This window comes from Escherichia whittamii (assembly GCF_014836715.1).
Classification (GTDB): Bacteria; Pseudomonadota; Gammaproteobacteria; order Enterobacterales; family Enterobacteriaceae; genus Escherichia; species Escherichia whittamii.
This window is the reverse complement of record NZ_JACSQI010000001.1, coordinates 333948-351119: the sequence shown is the minus strand read 5'-3', so window position 1 is coordinate 351119 and position 17172 is coordinate 333948. Positions and strand designations below refer to the sequence as shown.

Sequence of the window (17172 nt, the reverse complement as noted above, 5' to 3'; positions counted from 1 at the left end):
CGCCGTTACGCGCCTCCGGTACTGGCGTTATTGGGCGAGCGTTGCGACCATCACCGCTTTGATAGTATGCATACGGTTTTCCGCCTGATCAAAAACAATGCTGGCGGCAGATTCAAAGACTTCATCCGTCACTTCCATCCCACCGTGCAGGCCAAATTCTTCGGCCATCTTTTTACCTAACGTCGTTTGGTCGTCATGAAACGCGGGCAGGCAGTGGAGGAATTTGACTTCGGGATTACCAGTCAACTGCATCATTTTGCTATTCACCTGATAATCACGTAGCAATGCAATACGTTCTGCCCATTTCTCTTTCGCTTCCCCCATCGACACCCACACATCGGTATAGATAAAGTCAGCACCTTTAACGCCTGCTGCGATATCTTCTGTCAGCGTAATATTCCCGCCATTTTGCTGCGCCAGAGCGCGGCATTCGGCAACCAGTGAGGCTTCCGGCCAGCACGCTTTTGGCGCCACCAGACGCAAATCCAGGCCGGTCAGCGCGGCCGCTTCCAGCATCGAGTTGCCCATGTTATTGCGGGCATCTCCGGCGTAGACCAGCGTCATCTCATTGAACGCTTTACCCGGCAAGTGTTCTTGCATGGTCAGCAGATCTGCCAGCAGTTGCGTGGGGTGGAACTCATTGGTCAGTCCGTTCCATACCGGGACTTCAGCGTATTCCGCCAGTGTTTCGACAATCTCCTGACCATAGCCGCGATACTGAATACCGTCATACATGCGGCCAAGCACGCGGGCGGTATCTTTAATTGACTCTTTATGGCCAATCTGACTGCCGTTGGGGCCGAGATAAGTGACGCGAGCGCCCTGGTCATATGCGGCAACTTCGAAAGAGCATCGGGTACGAGTCGAGTCTTTTTCGAAGATGAGCGCGATGTTTTTACCGATGAGTCTGGCTTCTTCTTTACCGTTTTTTTTATCTGCTTTTAGTTTCGCGGCTAACTGGAGCAAGGTGTTGAGTTCAGCTGGCGTGAAATCAAGTAATTTCAGGAAATGCTTATGATAAAACCCGGACATAGATCCCTCCTGTGGCTTACGCCATAATGAATTAAAATTCAATTTATATGTATGAATATTCATTTGCAAGCCTAAAGCATAAAACTTTGTCACAAAGGTGGAGGCAATGTCAGTGGTGTGTGACAATAAGAGTATCAGCAGGACATTAAGAGGAATAAGACATGGCAAACCCGGAACAGCTCGAAGAACAGCGTGAAGAAACCCGTTTGATTATTGAAGAATTACTGGAAGATGGTAGCGATCCGGACGCGCTGTACACCATCGAACACCATCTGTCCGCGGACGATCTGGAAACCCTGGAAAAAGCCGCGGTTGAAGCATTTAAACTCGGCTACGAAGTGACCGATCCAGAAGAGCTGGAAGTGGAAGATGGCGATATCGTTATCTGCTGTGACATTCTCAGCGAATGCGCGTTGAATGCCGATCTGATCGACGCTCAGGTTGAACAACTGATGAACCTGGCAGAAAAATTCGACGTTGAATACGACGGTTGGGGAACTTACTTTGAAGATCCTAATGGCGAAGACGGCGACGATGAAGATTACGTCGACGAAGACGATGACGGCGTTCGCCACTAATTAATTGATTAAAAGGCCCGATAGCACACACTAGCGGGCATTTTTTTAGAGTTCGCGCAGCATCCGCACTTCACAATCGACATGACCCGTACAGCCAAGTGCATAATCGATATGTTGAAAACCTAAATGTTCATACAAACCAATCGCTTCTTTCAAAAAAGCGGTCGTTTCCAGATAGCAGCGTTTGAAACCCATTTCTCGCGCCTGCTCCATCGCCATTAAGGCCAGTTTTTTTGCCAGCCCTTTACCGCGAATGACGGGGAGAAAGTACATCTTTTGCAGTTCGCAAATGTCCGCTTCACTACCTGTTAATGGCGCAATCCCGCCGCCGCCGACCACTTCACCATTGTATTCAACCACCCAATAAGCATGACCAGGCTGGCTGTACACTTGATACAGTTCGTCGAGATTCGGATCGGCGACGGTATAGCCTTTATCAGCGGTAAGACCGTATTCTGCAGATACCTGGCGGATGACGCTGGCGATGGCGGGATTATCGGCGGCAGTAAGTTTGCGCAAACGGAGCGCGGGAGAAGCGACAACATTCATAGCATAGCTCAATTTCAAATGTATGATTTATAGCTCACTTTAATACCACCCTCGCTAATGCGGTGCAAGAAGAAGATAAATCAGAAAATATTAAGCATATATCTCTTTGAGAAAGCGTATTCTAGGCGTACCAGTATCAACTTACTGGAATTATTATCTATATGAATGGAATTTATTTTAGGGATATGATTCATGAATGGTGTAAACGTCGGGAAAGATAATTCTCGTCACGCATTTGTTTTTACAGGCAAAGGCGGTGAGTATTTTCTTATTTGTCTTGTGAATTTTTTACTGACAATTATTACTCTTGGAATATATGGGCCGTGGGCATTGGTGAAATGCCGTCGTTATATTTATCAACATGTGACACTCAAGGGGCAACCATTTAGTTATAAGGGAACAGGTGGTGCCATTTTCGTTAGCATGTTCCTTATTTTTGTCGTTTATCTTCTTAGTATTTCTTGTTTTTCAGGCCAACACTTTGTTCTTGGCTTTCTCCTGTTTGCTCTCTTGATCTGCGGTATTCCTTGCATGGCAGTGAAGAGTCTACAGTATCAGGCGAACATGACCTCACTGAATGGCATTCGCTTTGGCTTTAACTGCTCGATGCTCCGTGCATGGTGGGTCATGTTAGGTCTACCTGTACTGTTGGCGTTAGCTTTTTGGTTCGCACTGTATCTTATTGCGCAAGTGACGACATCGATAGGAGGATTATTCTTTAACTTAGTCGCGTTAAGTTTGCTTTCTGCCATCGGGCTGGGTGTCGTCAATGGTATAACCTATAGTAAATGGATGCCATTGCTGGGTAACAATGCAACTTTTGGCATTCATAAGTTTTCTATTCAGGTAAACGTAAAAGAATGCATTAAAGGATGTACACTCGCAATATTAACCATGGCTCCTTTCATCATTGTGATTGGTATTATGATTGCACCAGTATTCCAGCAGTTAATGATGATGACCATGTTGGGGCAGTCTAAGGCAGGTAGTGAGCTTGTATTGCAATATTACCCGCAGATTGCGGCTTCTTATTTCCTTTATTTTGTTGCGATTCTTGTGTTTGCCAGTTATCTCTATGTCACGTTACGCAATCTGTTTCTGAATAATTTAACGCTGGCAAATGGAACAATTCGTTTTCATTCGTCCGTTACCACGTTCGGTATGCTTCTGCGCATGTTTGCAGTATTAATGGGTTCCTCAATTACCTGTGGTCTGGCTTATCCCTGGCTGAAAATGTGGATGATTAGCTGGATTGCTAACAATACCCATGTCCAGGGTGACCTTGATTCGCTGGAGTTAGCGAATGATGACAAACCGCAGGATAGCGGTCCGTTAATGTGGATTTCTCGCGGTATTGTGCCGTATGTTCCGTTTATCTAAGTAAAAAGGCCGGAGCATGCTCCGGCCTTCGTTTACATCGTGAATATTACAGCGCGGCGATAACTGCCTGCTGTTCAATCAGCTTCGCTTTCGCTTCCGCATAACCTTCCAGCTTCTCGCGCTCTTTCGCGATAACCGCTTCCGGTGCGCGGGCCACAAAGCCTTCGTTCGCCAGTTTGTTCTCGATACGGCTGATTTCACCTTCAATCTTCGCCACTTCTTTCGCCAGACGCGCCAGCTCATCTTCTTTGTTGATGAGGCCAGCCATCGGGATCAGCAGCTCTGCGCCGTCGACGATCTTAGTAACGGAAACCGGGCCTTTGTCATCGGCAGGCAGCACGGTGATGCTTTCCAGACGCGCCAGCGTTTGCAGGAAGCCACGGTTTTCGTTCACGCGACGTTCTGCATCTGCACTGCAACCACGCAGCAGCAGCTCCAGCGGTTTACCCGGCGCGATGTTCATTTCCGCGCGGATATTACGTACAGCAACGATCGCCTGCTTCAGCCACTCGGTGTCGGCCAGCGCCGCTTCATCCACCTGAGACGCATCGTACTGCGGGAACGGCTGCAGCATGATGGTGTCGGCAGTGATGCCGCAAAGTACTTTCACACGCTGCCAGATGGTTTCGGTGATAAACGGAATGATCGGATGCGCCAGGCGCAGCAAGCCTTCCAGCACGGTTACCAGCGTATGGCGAGTACCACGCAATTCGGCTTCGCTGCCACCGTTCATTACCGGCTTGGTAAGCTCCAGATACCAGTCACAGAACTGGTTCCAGGTGAATTCATACAGAATGCCCGCAGCGATATCGAAGCGGAAGCTGTCCAGCGCTTCGCGGTACGCTTTGATGGTCTGGTTGAACTCCGCCAGAATCCAGCGGTCCGCCAGCGACAGCGTCATTTCGCCGCCGTTGAAGCCACAATCCTGACCTTCTGTGTTCATCAGCACAAAGCGGCTGGCGTTCCACAGCTTGTTACAGAAGTTACGATAACCTTCCAGACGCTTCATATCCCAGTTGATGTCACGACCGGTAGAAGCCAGCGCCGCCAGGGTGAAGCGCAGCGCATCAGTACCGTGCGGCTCAATGCCGTTCGGGAACTGCTTCTCGGTGCGCTTACGGATTTTATCCGCCAGCTGCGGCTGCATCATATTGCCGGTACGTTTTTCCAGCAGTTCTGGCAGCGAAATACCGTCAACCATATCCAGTGGGTCAATTACGTTACCCTTGGATTTGGACATCTTCTGGCCTTCGTCATCACGAATCAGACCGGTCATGTAAACGGTGTGGAACGGCACCTGCGGTTTGCCATTTTCATCTTTGATGAAGTGCATGGTCATCATGATCATGCGGGCAATCCAGAAGAAGATGATGTCGAAGCCAGACACCATTACGCTGGTTGGGTGGAACTGACGCAGGGCGTCGGTGTTTTCCGGCCAGCCGAGCGTAGAGAAGGTCCACAGCGCAGAGGAGAACCAGGTATCGAGAACGTCTTCGTCCTGACGCAGAGCAACGTCGGCACCGAGGTTATTTTCCTGACGCACTTCGTCTTCGTTGCGACCAACATAAACGTTACCTGCTTCGTCGTACCATGCCGGGATACGGTGACCCCACCACAGCTGACGAGAGATACACCAGTCCTGAATATCGCGCATCCAGGAGAAGTACATGTTTTCGTACTGCTTCGGTACGAACTGAATGTCGCCGTTCTCAACCGCTTCAACTGCTGGTTTCGCCAGTACATCGGCGCGTACGTACCACTGGTCGGTCAGCATTGGTTCAATAACCACGCCGCCACGGTCGCCGTAAGGAACGGTCAGGTCGTGCGGTTTGATCTCTTCCAGCAGGCCGAGGGCGTCAACCGCCGCAACGATCGCTTTACGTGCAGCAAAACGCTCCAGTTTCTGGAATTCTGCCGGGATTTCGCTGGAATAAACGTCAGATTCGTTACCTTTGGTATCGAACACCTGAGCGCTTTCACGGATATCACCGTCAAAAGTCAGGATGTTGATCATCGGAAGCTGGTGACGTTTACCCACTTCATAGTCGTTAAAGTCGTGCGCCGGAGTGATCTTCACGCAGCCGGTGCCTTTTTCCATGTCGGCGTGTTCGTCGCCAACGATCGGAATACGACGGTTAACCAGCGGCAGAATGACATATTTGCCAATCAGATCTTTATAACGCGGATCTTCCGGGTTAACAGCTACGCCGGTATCGCCCAGCAGGGTTTCCGGACGGGTAGTCGCAACCACCAGATAATCTTTACCATCAGCGGTTTTCGCGCCGTCAGCCAGCGGATAGCGGATGTGCCACATCGAGCCTTTCGATTCGCGGTTTTCCACTTCCAGGTCAGAGATAGCGGTACGCAGTTTCGGGTCCCAGTTTACCAGGCGCTTGCCACGGTAAATCAGGTCTTCTTTATACAGACGAACGAAAACTTCTTTCACCGCATTGGACAGGCCTTCATCCATAGTGAAGCGTTCACGCTCCCAGTCTACAGAGTTGCCGAGACGACGCATCTGACGGGTAATGGTGCCGCCGGATTCCGCTTTCCATTCCCAGATTTTGTCGATGAAAGCTTCGCGGCCATAGTCGTGACGGGTTTTACCTTCTTCTGCGGCAATCTTGCGCTCAACGACCATCTGGGTAGCGATCCCGGCGTGGTCAGTACCGACCTGCCACAGGGTGTTTTTACCCTGCATGCGCTGATAGCGGATCATGGTATCCATGATGGTTTGCTGGAAGGCGTGACCCATATGCAAACTGCCGGTGACGTTCGGCGGCGGGATCATGATGCAGAAACTTTCCTGGCTTTCATCGCCATTAGGCTTAAAGTAGCCCTGCTTTTCCCAGTGCTCGTAAAGCGGCTGTTCGATATCTTGTGGGTTGTATGTCTTTTCCATTATTTCCAGGTTGCCGTATTCAGGTTGAAACCAGCCACGCGGTAGGCTTTATAGCGTTCGCGCGCCAGTTGTTTCAGAGAATCTTCATAAGGGACGAAGTCTACCACTTCTGTGAAAGCGGTGGCAAAATCTGCAAAGCTTGTTCGCAGACTAATCAATATATCGCGCGGGCTGCTGCTCCGTTTTTGCGGCCAGGCGAGCTCCACCGGCGCACCGCCGCGCGGTCCTTCTCCCGCTAAATTGTGCGGAACAAAGCTTTCTGCCGGACGTGCCCACAGGGCTTCATCCAGTCGATAAGCCTGCTTTTCATCTTCACAGGCGATGAGCACGCGCTTACCGCTGCGCCAACGTTCTGCGGCAATTTCACACACCAGTTGCTCAACGGCGCTTAAGCCATCGATGGTCGTGTCATTGTCCAGAAGGTAGAACGTTGCGTTTTTCATATATGGGGCTTCTTGTGGTGGATTTAAATACGCATCAGGTATACACAACATTGCCTGATGCGACGCTGTCGCGTCTTATCAGGCCTACGAGTTCAATGCTCTGTGTAGGTCGGATAAGGCGTTCACGCCGCATCCGACAATAACAACAATGGCTGATGCGACGCTGTCGCGTCTTATCAGGCCTACGAGTTCAATGCTCTGTGTAGGTCGGATAAGGCGTTCATGCCGCATCCGACAATAACAACAATGGCTGATGCAATCACTCTTCGCCGTTAAACCCAGCACGGTTCAGCAGGAACTGTGCCAGCAACGCCACCGGGCGACCGGTTGCGCCTTTTGCTTTACCAGAACGCCAGGCGGTACCTGCAATATCCAGGTGTGCCCAGTTGTACTTACGGGTAAAGCGTGACAGGAAGCAACCTGCGGTAATCGCCCCACCAGGACGACCGCCAATGTTCGCCATATCGGCAAAATTGGACTCCAGTTGTTCCTGATACTCGTCACCCAGCGGTAAACGCCATGCGCGGTCACCGGATTGTTCAGATGCGGCAATCAGCTCATGGGCCAGCGGATTGTGGTTCGCCATCAGACCGGTAATGTGATGACCCAGCGCGATCACGCAGGCACCCGTCAGCGTTGCCACGTCAATCACCGCTTCCGGCTCAAAACGTTCAACGTAAGTTAACACATCGCACAGCACCAGACGGCCTTCGGCGTCGGTATTCAACACTTCTACGGTCTGACCGGACATGGTGGTTAACACATCGCCCGGACGATACGCGCGCCCGCCAGGCATGTTTTCGCAGCCTGCCAGCACGCCGATAACGTTAATCGGCAGTTGCAGCTCTGCCACCATACGCATCACGCCGTAAACCGCCGCCGCGCCGCACATATCGTACTTCATCTCATCCATGCCTTCTGAAGGCTTGATGGAGATACCGCCGGAGTCGAAGGTTAAACCTTTACCGACCAGCACGATTGGGCGCGCATCTTCCGACGCATTGCCTTTGTACTCAATCACCGACATCAGTGATTCGTTTTGTGAACCCTGACCGACCGCCAGATAGGAGTGCATCCCCAACTCTTTCATCTGCTGTTCGCCGATAACGCGAGTGATGACATTCTTGCTGTAGCTATCAGCCAACTGACGCGCTTGTGAAGCAAGGTAAGCGGCGTTACAGATATTCGGTGGCATATTGCCGAGATCTTTCGCGGCTTTAATCCCTGCAGCAATCGCCAGACCGTGCTGGATCGCGCGCTCCCCGCTGGTCAGCTCACGGCGGGTCGGCACGTTGAAGACCATTTTACGCAGCGGACGACGCGGTTCGCTCTTATTCGTTTTCAGCTGATCAAAACTGTAGAGCGTCTCTTTTGCTGTCTCGACAGCCTGACGTACTTTCCAGTAGTTGTTACGGCCTTTAACGTGCAGTTCAGTCAGGAAGCAAACCGCTTCCATCGAGCCAGTATCATTCAGCGTATTAATGGTTTTCTGAATAACCTGCTTGTACTGGCGCTCATCCAGCTCACGTTCTTTGCCGCAACCAATAAGGAGAATGCGCTCAGAAAGCACATTCGGCACATGGTGCAGCAACAGGGTCTGCCCCGGCTTTCCTTCCAGTTCGCCTCGGCGCAGCAGGGCGCTGATGTACCCATCACTGATCTTATCGAGCTGTTCTGCAATCGGAGAAAGGCGACGTGGTTCGAAGACGCCCACGACGATGCAGGCACTCCGCTGTTTCTCCGGGCTACCGCTTTTTACACTAAACTCCATGCACTACGCTCCTGAATCTTAAAGACAACGGCGGTGGCTACAGATAGAATTGCAAGCTTTCGTAACTCATGTCCGCTGTTGCGATGACTTCGTGTTAATCTTAACGTTATTACAGCATTGGCACGTCAGAACAAAATCTGAGAGGTGAATCCGTTGAGTATAATTATCTTAGCGACGATTTCGACGACTCAAGAGAATAAATGACGTTTAAGCCATGAAACAAGCTAAAATCCTGCAAAAGACGAGTTTTTACGGGCGTATTTAAAGTGATAATCATAAGATATCTGGTTCGGGAGACGCTCAAAAGCCAGCTGGCGATACTCTTCATCTTGCTTTTGATCTTCTTCTGTCAAAAGTTAGTGAGGATCCTCGGCGCAGCGGTTGACGGTGACATTCCGGCGAATCTGGTGCTCTCCCTGTTGGGTCTGGGCGTGCCGGAAATGGCGCAGCTTATCCTGCCATTAAGCCTGTTCCTCGGGCTGCTGATGACGTTGGGTAAACTGTATACCGAAAGTGAAATTACGGTCATGCATGCCTGCGGCCTGAGCAAAGCGGTTCTGGTGAAAGCGGCAATGGTTCTCGCGGTGTTCACAGCGATTGTCGCGGCGGTTAACGTTATGTGGGCGGGGCCGTGGTCATCGCGCCATCAGGATGAAGTGCTGGCAGAAGCGAAAGCGAACCCTGGCATGGCTGCGCTGGCGCAAGGGCAATTCCAGCAAGCGACCAATGGCAGCTCAGTGCTGTTCATCGAAAGTGTTGATGGCAGCGATTTCAAAGATGTGTTTCTCGCGCAAATTCGACCAAAAGGTAACGCACGTCCTTCTGTGGTGGTGGCCGATTCCGGACATTTAACGCAACTGCGTGACGGCTCCCAGGTCGTTAGCCTCAACCAGGGAGCGCGCTTCGAAGGCACCGCATTGTTACGTGATTTCCGCATTACTGACTTCCAGGATTATCAGGCGATCATTGGTCACCAGGCGGTGGCGCTGGATCCGAATGATACCGACCAGATGGACATGCGCACGTTATGGAACACCGATACCGATCGCGCCCGTGCGGAACTAAACTGGCGTATCACGCTGGTATTCACCGTGTTTATGATGGCGCTCATGGTTGTGCCTCTGAGTGTGGTTAACCCGCGTCAGGGGCGTGTCCTGTCGATGCTACCAGCCATGCTGCTGTATCTGCTTTTCTTCCTGATCCAGACCTCCCTGAAATCGAACGGCGGCAAAGGTAAGCTGGACCCGACGCTATGGATGTGGACCGTTAACCTGATTTATCTGGCTTTGGCGATTGTTCTCAACCTTTGGGATACGGTGCCGGTTCGCCGCCTGCGCGCCAGTTTTTCGCGTAAAGGAGCGGTGTGATGCAACCTTTTGGCGTACTTGACCGCTATATCGGTAAAACTATTTTCACCACCATCATGATGACGCTGTTCATGCTGGTGTCGCTCTCCGGCATTATCAAGTTTGTCGATCAGCTGAAAAAAGCCGGGCAGGGGAGTTACGACGCGTTAGGCGCGGGAATGTATACCCTGTTGAGCGTGCCGAAAGATGTGCAAATCTTCTTCCCGATGGCGGCCCTGCTGGGCGCGTTGCTCGGATTGGGGATGCTGGCACAGCGCAGCGAACTGGTGGTAATGCAGGCTTCTGGTTTTACCCGTATGCAGGTGGCGCTGTCGGTAATGAAAACCGCCATTCCGCTGGTTTTACTGACGATGGCGATTGGCGAATGGGTCGCGCCGCAGGGCGAACAGATGGCGCGTAACTACCGCGCGCAAGCGATGTACGGTGGTTCGTTGCTCTCTACTCAGCAAGGTTTATGGGCCAAAGATGGTGACAACTTTGTCTATATTGAGCGAGTAAAAGGTGACGAAGAATTAGGCGGTATCAGTATTTATGCCTTTAACGAGAATCGTCGTCTGCAATCCGTTCGCTATGCCGCTTCCGCGAAGTTTGACCCTGAACATAAAGTCTGGCGTCTGTCACAGGTTGATGAATCTGACCTGACCAATCCAAAACAGATAACCGGTTCGCAGACTGTGAGCGGCACCTGGAAAACCAACCTCACGCCGGACAAACTGGGCGTGGTGGCGTTGGACCCGGATGCGCTTTCCATCAGTGGTTTGCACAACTACGTGAAGTATCTGAAGTCGAGCGGTCAGGATGCCGGACGATATCAGCTCAACATGTGGAGCAAAATCTTCCAGCCGCTTTCTGTTGCGGTAATGATGCTGATGGCGCTGTCGTTTATCTTCGGCCCACTGCGTAGCGTGCCGATGGGCGTGCGCGTGGTCACCGGTATCAGCTTCGGTTTTGTCTTCTACGTACTGGACCAGATCTTCGGCCCACTGACGTTGGTTTACGGCATCCCGCCGATCATCGGCGCATTGTTGCCAAGCGCCAGCTTCTTCTTAATCAGCCTGTGGCTGTTAATGAGAAAATCGTAATCTGATGAGTGAATAAAGGGAGCTAAAGCTCCCTTTATTATTGTTAGCTAAGTGCGCTTTGTTCATACCTACAAAATCAATATATTGCAGAGGCGTAGGCCTGATAAGCGTAGTGCATCAGGCAAAGGCAAGCTGGTGTGAGAGAATACAAACCGCACCAAACTGTCCCCTCGCCCCTTTGGGGAGAGGGCCAGGGTGAGAGGCACAGACAGCACCTGACTTACCTTCTTCTTCCCCCCAGCAAACTCCCCAGCACACCGCGTACAATCTGATTCGTGACCTGGCGGGCGGCGCTTTTCGCCATTGTTTGCACCACACCATCTTTCTTCCCGCCGCGTGGTCCGGTAGTGCCAAACAAAATATCCTTCAACCCACCCAGAATACCGTCATCTTCACCTGTCTCTTTCCCTTTGGCCGGAGGAGTATTTTGCTGCTCGGTACTTGCCTGTACGCCTTTTTGCAATATCTCATAGGCGGATTCCCGGTCCACGTCATCTTCATACTTGCCATACACCGGGGAGTGATTAATCAAGCCATTACGCTCATCTTCTGTTACCGGCCCCATCCGTGAACAAGGCGCGATCACCATCGCACGCTCTACCACAGAAGGGCTTCCTTTCGCATCCAGAAAAGAGATCAACGCTTCGCCGGTTCCTAGTTCCTGAATCGCCTTTTCCGTATCAAATGCAGGATTGGGGCGCATGGTTTGCGCTGCCGTCTTCACCGCTTTCTGGTCTTTCGGTGTAAAGGCGCGCAGAGCGTGCTGAACGCGATTTCCCAACTGCCCAAGCACGTTGTCCGGGATATCAGAAGGGTTTTGCGAAACAAACCAGACGCCTACACCTTTTGAACGGATAAGCCTTATTACCTGTTCAATCTTATCCAGCAGCACCTGCGGCGCATCATTAAACAACAGATGCGCTTCGTCGAAGAAAAACACCAGTTTCGGTTTTTCCAAATCGCCCGCTTCCGGAAGTTGTTCATACAACTCTGAAAGCATCCACAACAGGCTGGCGGCGTACAGTTTTGGCATCTGGTAGAGTTTTTCGGCGCTAAGGATATTGATAACACCCTTACCGTTGGCATCGGTACGCATCCAGTCTTTGATATCCAGCATCGGCTCGCCAAAGAAATGCGTCGCCCCTTGCTGTTCCAGCGTCAGTAATCCGCGCTGAATGGCGCCAACCGATGCGCCACTGATATTACCGTACTGATTCTGGAATGATTTGGCGTTATCACCGATGTATTGGGTAATCGCCCGCAAATCTTTAAAGTCGAGAAGCAACAATCCCTGATCGTCAGCAATACGGAAAATAATATTCAGCACGCCAGATTGCACATCGTTGAGATTCAACAAACGCGCCAGCAACAACGGCCCGAGATCCGATACCGTTGCCCGCACTGGATGACCTTTCTCACCAAAAATATCCCATACCACCACTGGATTCGCATGTGGTTGCCAGTCGTTGACGCCGATATTTTTCAACCGAGCGAGCAGTTTTTCCGAGGTAGTACCTTCTGCCGCCACCCCGGTCAAATCACCTTTTACATCGGCCATAAACACCGGAACGCCGATTTCTGACAGAGATTCCGCCAGTTTTTGCAGCGTGACAGTTTTACCTGTCCCCGTTGCGCCAGTAATCAGTCCGTGACGGTTAGCCATAGCGGGTAGTAAAAACAGTTCTGTGTCCGGCGTGCGGGCAATTAAACGTGATTCGCTCATGAGATTTCCTCCAGTTCCCTGCCTGGAGTATAGACACGGTTGAGCTCCTTTCACCACTAAATTCAGCCGATTGCGAGATATCTTAAAGGCCTGGCAGAGGCGCACCGGAAAAGCCTCCTCGATTCATAATTGTCGGCACCGAACCTTGCCAAAAGTTGATCTGATTACCGCGAATACCGGCGCCGCAGTGACCACGGCTGCGCGCCGTCTGTTGACCTAACTGCTAATCTTTATCCTGCGCGGTGCTACCCAAGGCAACCACACGGACAATCACCACATGTCCGGCAACCCGCGGATATTGCGAAAATCCTTATTCGTTATCGATCATCGGCATATTTTTGTCGTTCTCTGGTGTTGTCTGGGAAGTGTAGAGCATGGCTGGGCGGGGCCAGGAGTGTGACAAAGGTTACATATCGCTGAAGACAATGCTGAAATTTTCAGCACTTAGCGAGGCAGGCACAAGCTGGCGCTTGCATGGTGGCGCGTGACAGGTATAATTCACAACGTTTTCCGCATACCTCTTCAGTGCCGAAGTGGCGAAATCGGTAGACGCAGTTGATTCAAAATCAACCGTAGAAATACGTGCCGGTTCGAGTCCGGCCTTCGGCACCAGTCAAGGCTTTTACAGTCTACTACTAAAGTCTACTTATGTGTACAAAATCAATAAGTTAGATAGTGTTCTTCTTGTTTCAGGTCTATCAAAATCTACTGTCGAATATCAATGTCTACCAATAAATACTGTTGGTGGTTTCTGTTCGATTTATATTGATACCATCACGGCGAGGGCGATCTATGGCTCTTACTGATATCAAAGTCAGAACGGTTAAGCCTGCAGATAAACCTTTCAAACTTACCCATGGTGAGGGTATGCATCTGCGGGTTAACCCTAATGGCTCAAAATACTGGCGTTTTCAATATCGATTCAGTTGCAAACAGAAGATGCTGGCGTTAGGGGGGTATCTAATGATTTCATCGGCAGAGGCTAGTAAGAGGTGCGATGCAGCAAAGAAACTGGTATCTGATGGCATCGATCCCTCTCAAAAGAAAAAGAGGAAAAGATTGCAGAAAGCGGAGCACTAACCTTTGAGGCTGTGGTAAGAGATTGGCAGGCATCCTTAGTAAAAAATGGTCGGCGTCCCATAGTGAACGAGTGCTTAAAAGCTTAGTGGATAATCTTTTCCTAGCGTTAGGTCAGCGGAAAATTTCGGAAGACAAGAGATTTACTCGCCCCGATAAAGGTAGTTGAGGCGAACGGACGATATGAAGTTGCCTCTCGTCTTCAACAACATACAACTGTTATCATGCATTTTGCGGTACAAAATGGTCTGAGTGATTATAACCCGGCCCAAGACATGGCTGGTGCGGTAGCCATGGTTAAACGGGTGCATCGTCCCGCCCTCAATTTTGAGCGAATCCCTGAATTGTTTGATAAAATTGAGCGCTTCAATGGTTGAACATTGACTAAGTTGGCGGTGGCGTTAACGTTATTAGCCTTCATTCGTTCGAGTGAACTTCGTTTTGCCAGATGGAAATAAATCGATTTTATAAATGTGCTTTGGACGATACCTCCAGAGCAAGAACCTTTAAAGGGCGATAAACAGTCACAACGTGGTTCTAAAAATGCTTAGTCCTCACCTTATTTCCTTAAGCCGTCAGGCACTGAAAATGTTAGAAGAGATAAAACATATCAGTGGAGATAACGAGTTGGTCTTCACGGGTGATTACCAGTCAGATAGGCCAATGAGTGAGAACACTGTTAACAAGACCCTTCGTTCAATGGTGTACGACACGAAAACGGAGGCTGTGAGCACGGGTTAGGGCGATGGCTTGTAGTGCCTTGATTGAGTCTGGTTTATGGTTAAGAGACGCTGTTGAACGCCAGATGAGCCATCAGGAACGAAACAATATCCGTGCGGCTTACATCCAACTTGCAGAACATCTTCATGAACGTAGACTTATGATTCAGTGGTGGGGTGATTATTTACACTAATGTAGAACTAGTTATAAGCAACCATTTAGCTTTGATAAATCGTGAACAAGTTTGTTGTGCCGCTCTTAAAATAGTTTACAAATATCAACGTGGAATTAGGATTAGATTAATAAAATGAGTAAAGTTAAAGTGTTAGACACCTTCGCTGGAGCAGGAGGATTTAGTCTGGGATTCCATATGGCAGGTGCCGAAATAATTGGCGCTATCGAGGTTGATAGTTGGGCAACTGAAACATTTAAATTTAATCATCCAGAGTCATTGGTAATTAAAAAAGACATATCACAGTTTAGTGACGAAGAGATATTGAAGACTTTTAAAAATAACAAACCTGATATTATACTCGGTGGGCCGCCATGCCAAGGTTTTTCAATAGCTAATAAAAATAATGGCGATCATAAAGATCCACGAAATTCATTATTTGAGGAGTTTCTTCGCATTGGAAGAATATTATCGCCAATGGTAATGATAATGGAGAATGTTCCGAATATAGTTAAAGCAAAAACGAAAGATGGAATATTTGTCGTCGATATTATAAAAGAAGAACTGTCCTCATTAGGATATCATGTATATCACAGTATTTTGGAGGCAACAGATTTTGGAGTACCGCAAATCAGAAGGCGGTTGTTTATTATAGCATCCAGAAAAGAATTAAAAAATCCATTTCCAAAACCAACACATAACATAACTGGTAGTGATGGATTGAAAAAAACACCCACATTATGGGACGCTATTTCAGATCTTCCTCAAATTAATGCCAGAGAGGGAAGCGAAGAGATGGATTATGATAAACAAGCTTTAACTGATTATCAAAAAAAACTCAGGTTTAATAGTTATAAAATATTTAATCATAAGGCAATGAATCATTCAAAAAGACTAGTTGAGCGTTTTTCGTCCATGACTTGGGGGCAATCTACTTCTGATGTTCCTGAACATTTAAAACCGTATAAAAGAAATAGCAAAGAAATTTCTGAAAAGGTATATGATCAGAATAATAGACGTATGCATCCTAATAAACCATGTCATACAATTGCTGCTTCATTTTATGCAAACTTCGTTCATCCTTATTTAAACCGAAACTTTACTGCGAGAGAGGGGGCTAGAATTCAGTCGTTTCCAGACTGGTATGTATTTAAGGGGAAACCTACTGTAGTAAGCCACAAATTGTTACAGAGAGAAGGTCGTGAAGATGAAAAATACTTATGTCAATACAATCAAATAGGCAATGCCGTTCCACCATTAATGGCAAAGGAAATTGCATTAAATATCTTTAATGAGGTATTTTATAATGATAAAAAATAATGTGTTTGTGCATGGAAATAATATATTACAAAAGCTTAACAGTAAAGTAAAGTATACAGATCGAGAATCAGTTTTATTTTTAAAAGAGATAAGCCAAAGATATGAAGTTTGGAAGAAAGGTAATCTAGAACTCAAAGGACCATTTAAAAATTCTTCTTTAGATGAAATACAAGAAATAATCTGTAAAAGAGTTGAACTCTTAAATAATTACAAGGATTTTCTTGATGTTCAAAAATATGCAGAACATTTTGACTCAAGATCAAATCTACACTCATCCGTTCTTGAAGAGTTTATGTATTATTTATTTAAAGATATAGTTGAAGAAATAAGTCCACATGCTCTTATAGGTAAATCACATTCGTTTAAAGATATATTTTTTAGGTCAAATTCATATGGTAATATGGTGGAAAGGCCTTATGCTGTAATTGAGAAAAAAGATCATGATTTTTCGATCGGAGTCAGTGTAAATGCTGAGATGAATTGCAATGGATCTCAAAAAAATGAGGTTCATATTTGGGATATTCCTGCTATAGCAATTGAATGTAAAACGTACCTTGATAAAACAATGCTACAGGATGTTTCAACGGCGGCTGAAGAAATAAAACTCAAAAATCCAAATGCAATGTATATTGTAGTTGCAGAATGGATAAAGTTAACCGAGAATATAAATTTGAAAAAATATAAGGTTGATCAAATTTATGTGCTACGCAAACAAAAGAACACCGATAGAGAATACAGGTTTTTAGATGGTTATGTAAAAAATCCAATTTACGAAGATGCAGTGATGCATTTGTTTATTCTTGTAAAAGACTTCCTAACGTCTGATTGGGAGGGTGGTGTAAATTATGGGTTGCAAAATGGCTATCTCCTTTGATTGAATAATTTATTTACCGTTGTTTAAGTAGGTGGTTTTTTATAAACCACCTACTTGTGGTGATATAGAATTAAATGCAATAAAACCTTGATGGTCATAATTCCTAACGTGCTATATACTAAACTGTCTTCCTAGTTAACTTTAACCCCCGAAACCCCGCTAGATATTCTTGTTTTGCTACT

The 17172-nt window shown here is 48.1% G+C and carries 13 protein-coding genes, 1 tRNA gene and 2 pseudogenes; 9 read left to right on the top strand and 7 right to left on the bottom strand.

Translation table 11 applies throughout. The annotated features are described in order from the left end of the window. Positions 1-27: 27 nt before the first annotated feature. Positions 28-1032: an ornithine carbamoyltransferase gene (gene argF, locus H9644_RS01555; RefSeq protein ID WP_064530212.1), complete on the bottom strand. Its 1005-nt coding sequence runs from the start codon at positions 1030-1032 to the stop codon at positions 28-30. Between the two features lie 161 nt (positions 1033-1193). Between argF and rraB the strand changes: the two genes are divergently transcribed. Beyond that, positions 1194-1610: a ribonuclease E inhibitor RraB gene (gene rraB, locus H9644_RS01550; RefSeq protein WP_000002947.1), complete on the top strand. Its 417-nt coding sequence runs from the start codon at positions 1194-1196 to the stop codon at positions 1608-1610. A gap of 45 nt (positions 1611-1655) precedes the next feature. On the opposite strand, the gene H9644_RS01545 is transcribed toward rraB, so the two are convergent. Continuing rightward, positions 1656-2159 (bottom strand): GNAT family N-acetyltransferase, encoded by a 504-nt coding sequence (locus tag H9644_RS01545; protein WP_064530213.1) that lies wholly within the window; start codon positions 2157-2159, stop codon positions 1656-1658. Between the two features lie 192 nt (positions 2160-2351). Between H9644_RS01545 and H9644_RS01540 the strand changes: the two genes are divergently transcribed. Beyond that, complete coding sequence (locus H9644_RS01540; RefSeq protein WP_064530214.1) at positions 2352-3539, top strand: YjgN family protein; 1188 nt, start codon at positions 2352-2354, stop codon at positions 3537-3539. Between the two features lie 46 nt (positions 3540-3585). Here the strand turns inward: H9644_RS01540 and valS are convergent, their stop codons facing one another. The 3 genes from valS to pepA form a co-directional block, all read right to left on the bottom strand. Further along, a complete protein-coding gene (gene valS / locus H9644_RS01535; RefSeq protein ID WP_064530215.1) occupies positions 3586-6441 on the bottom strand; it encodes a valine--tRNA ligase in 2856 nt (951 codons plus the stop codon). Next, complete coding sequence (gene holC / locus H9644_RS01530; protein ID WP_191772806.1) at positions 6441-6884, bottom strand: DNA polymerase III subunit chi; 444 nt, start codon at positions 6882-6884, stop codon at positions 6441-6443. The genes valS and holC overlap by 1 nt, the downstream gene beginning before the upstream one ends. Before the next feature lie 259 nt (positions 6885-7143). After that, on the bottom strand, positions 7144-8655 hold the full coding sequence (gene pepA / locus H9644_RS01525; RefSeq protein WP_000397144.1) for a leucyl aminopeptidase: 1512 nt from the start codon (positions 8653-8655) through the stop codon (positions 7144-7146). Between the two features lie 153 nt (positions 8656-8808). Between pepA and ytgA the strand changes: the two genes are divergently transcribed. The 3 genes from ytgA to lptG all read left to right on the top strand — a co-directional run bounded on the left by ytgA (position 8809) and on the right by lptG (position 11104). Then, positions 8809-8859, top strand: a complete 51-nt coding sequence (gene ytgA / locus H9644_RS21465; RefSeq protein WP_211180521.1) for a protein YtgA — start codon at positions 8809-8811, stop codon at positions 8857-8859. A gap of 62 nt (positions 8860-8921) precedes the next feature. Further along, positions 8922-10022: an LPS export ABC transporter permease LptF gene (gene lptF, locus H9644_RS01520; RefSeq protein ID WP_105289190.1), complete on the top strand. Its 1101-nt coding sequence runs from the start codon at positions 8922-8924 to the stop codon at positions 10020-10022. Then, positions 10022-11104 carry an LPS export ABC transporter permease LptG gene (lptG, locus tag H9644_RS01515; protein WP_001182249.1) on the top strand — a complete coding sequence of 361 codons (1083 nt, stop codon included), beginning with the start codon at positions 10022-10024 and terminating at the stop codon, positions 11102-11104. Before lptF ends, lptG begins: the two co-directional genes overlap by 1 nt. A 220-nt stretch (positions 11105-11324) precedes the next feature. Here lptG and H9644_RS01510 read toward each other — a convergent pair whose 3' ends face one another. Beyond that, the gene (locus H9644_RS01510) at positions 11325-12827 is read right to left on the bottom strand and encodes a helicase HerA-like C-terminal domain-containing protein (protein ID WP_064530217.1); all 1503 of its coding nucleotides are present in this window, start codon (positions 12825-12827) and stop codon (positions 11325-11327) included. A gap of 106 nt (positions 12828-12933) precedes the next feature. Continuing rightward, positions 12934-13164, bottom strand: a pseudogene (locus H9644_RS01505) (alcohol dehydrogenase); the annotation flags it as partial. Between the two features lie 190 nt (positions 13165-13354). On the opposite strand from H9644_RS01505, the gene H9644_RS01500 reads away from it, so the two are divergent. The 4 genes and pseudogenes from H9644_RS01500 to H9644_RS01485 all read left to right on the top strand — a co-directional run bounded on the left by H9644_RS01500 (position 13355) and on the right by H9644_RS01485 (position 16990). Next, positions 13355-13439, top strand: a tRNA-Leu gene (locus H9644_RS01500). Positions 13440-13619: 180 nt separating this feature from the next. Then, positions 13620-14817: pseudogene (locus tag H9644_RS01495) on the top strand (tyrosine-type recombinase/integrase). A gap of 114 nt (positions 14818-14931) precedes the next feature. Then, positions 14932-16116: a DNA cytosine methyltransferase gene (locus H9644_RS01490; RefSeq protein ID WP_064530218.1), complete on the top strand. Its 1185-nt coding sequence runs from the start codon at positions 14932-14934 to the stop codon at positions 16114-16116. After that, a complete protein-coding gene (locus tag H9644_RS01485; protein WP_064530219.1) occupies positions 16103-16990 on the top strand; it encodes a Bpu10I family restriction endonuclease in 888 nt (295 codons plus the stop codon). The genes H9644_RS01490 and H9644_RS01485 overlap by 14 nt, the downstream gene beginning before the upstream one ends. Positions 16991-17172 lie beyond the last annotated feature (182 nt).

Coding starts and splice junctions, on each gene's coding strand:
- H9644_RS01510 (WP_064530217.1), bottom strand. CDS start 12,827: ATGAGCGAATCACGTTTAATTGCCCGCACGCCGGACACAGAACTGTTT.
- lptG (WP_001182249.1), top strand. CDS start 10,022: ATGCAACCTTTTGGCGTACTTGACCGCTATATCGGTAAAACTATTTTC.
- H9644_RS01540 (WP_064530214.1), top strand. CDS start 2,352: ATGAATGGTGTAAACGTCGGGAAAGATAATTCTCGTCACGCATTTGTT.
- rraB (WP_000002947.1), top strand. CDS start 1,194: ATGGCAAACCCGGAACAGCTCGAAGAACAGCGTGAAGAAACCCGTTTG.
- pepA (WP_000397144.1), bottom strand. CDS start 8,655: ATGGAGTTTAGTGTAAAAAGCGGTAGCCCGGAGAAACAGCGGAGTGCC.
- H9644_RS01485 (WP_064530219.1), top strand. CDS start 16,103: ATGATAAAAAATAATGTGTTTGTGCATGGAAATAATATATTACAAAAG.
- holC (WP_191772806.1), bottom strand. CDS start 6,884: ATGAAAAACGCAACGTTCTACCTTCTGGACAATGACACGACCATCGAT.
- H9644_RS01545 (WP_064530213.1), bottom strand. CDS start 2,159: ATGAATGTTGTCGCTTCTCCCGCGCTCCGTTTGCGCAAACTTACTGCC.
- valS (WP_064530215.1), bottom strand. CDS start 6,441: ATGGAAAAGACATACAACCCACAAGATATCGAACAGCCGCTTTACGAG.
- H9644_RS01490 (WP_064530218.1), top strand. CDS start 14,932: ATGAGTAAAGTTAAAGTGTTAGACACCTTCGCTGGAGCAGGAGGATTT.
- argF (WP_064530212.1), bottom strand. CDS start 1,032: ATGTCCGGGTTTTATCATAAGCATTTCCTGAAATTACTTGATTTCACG.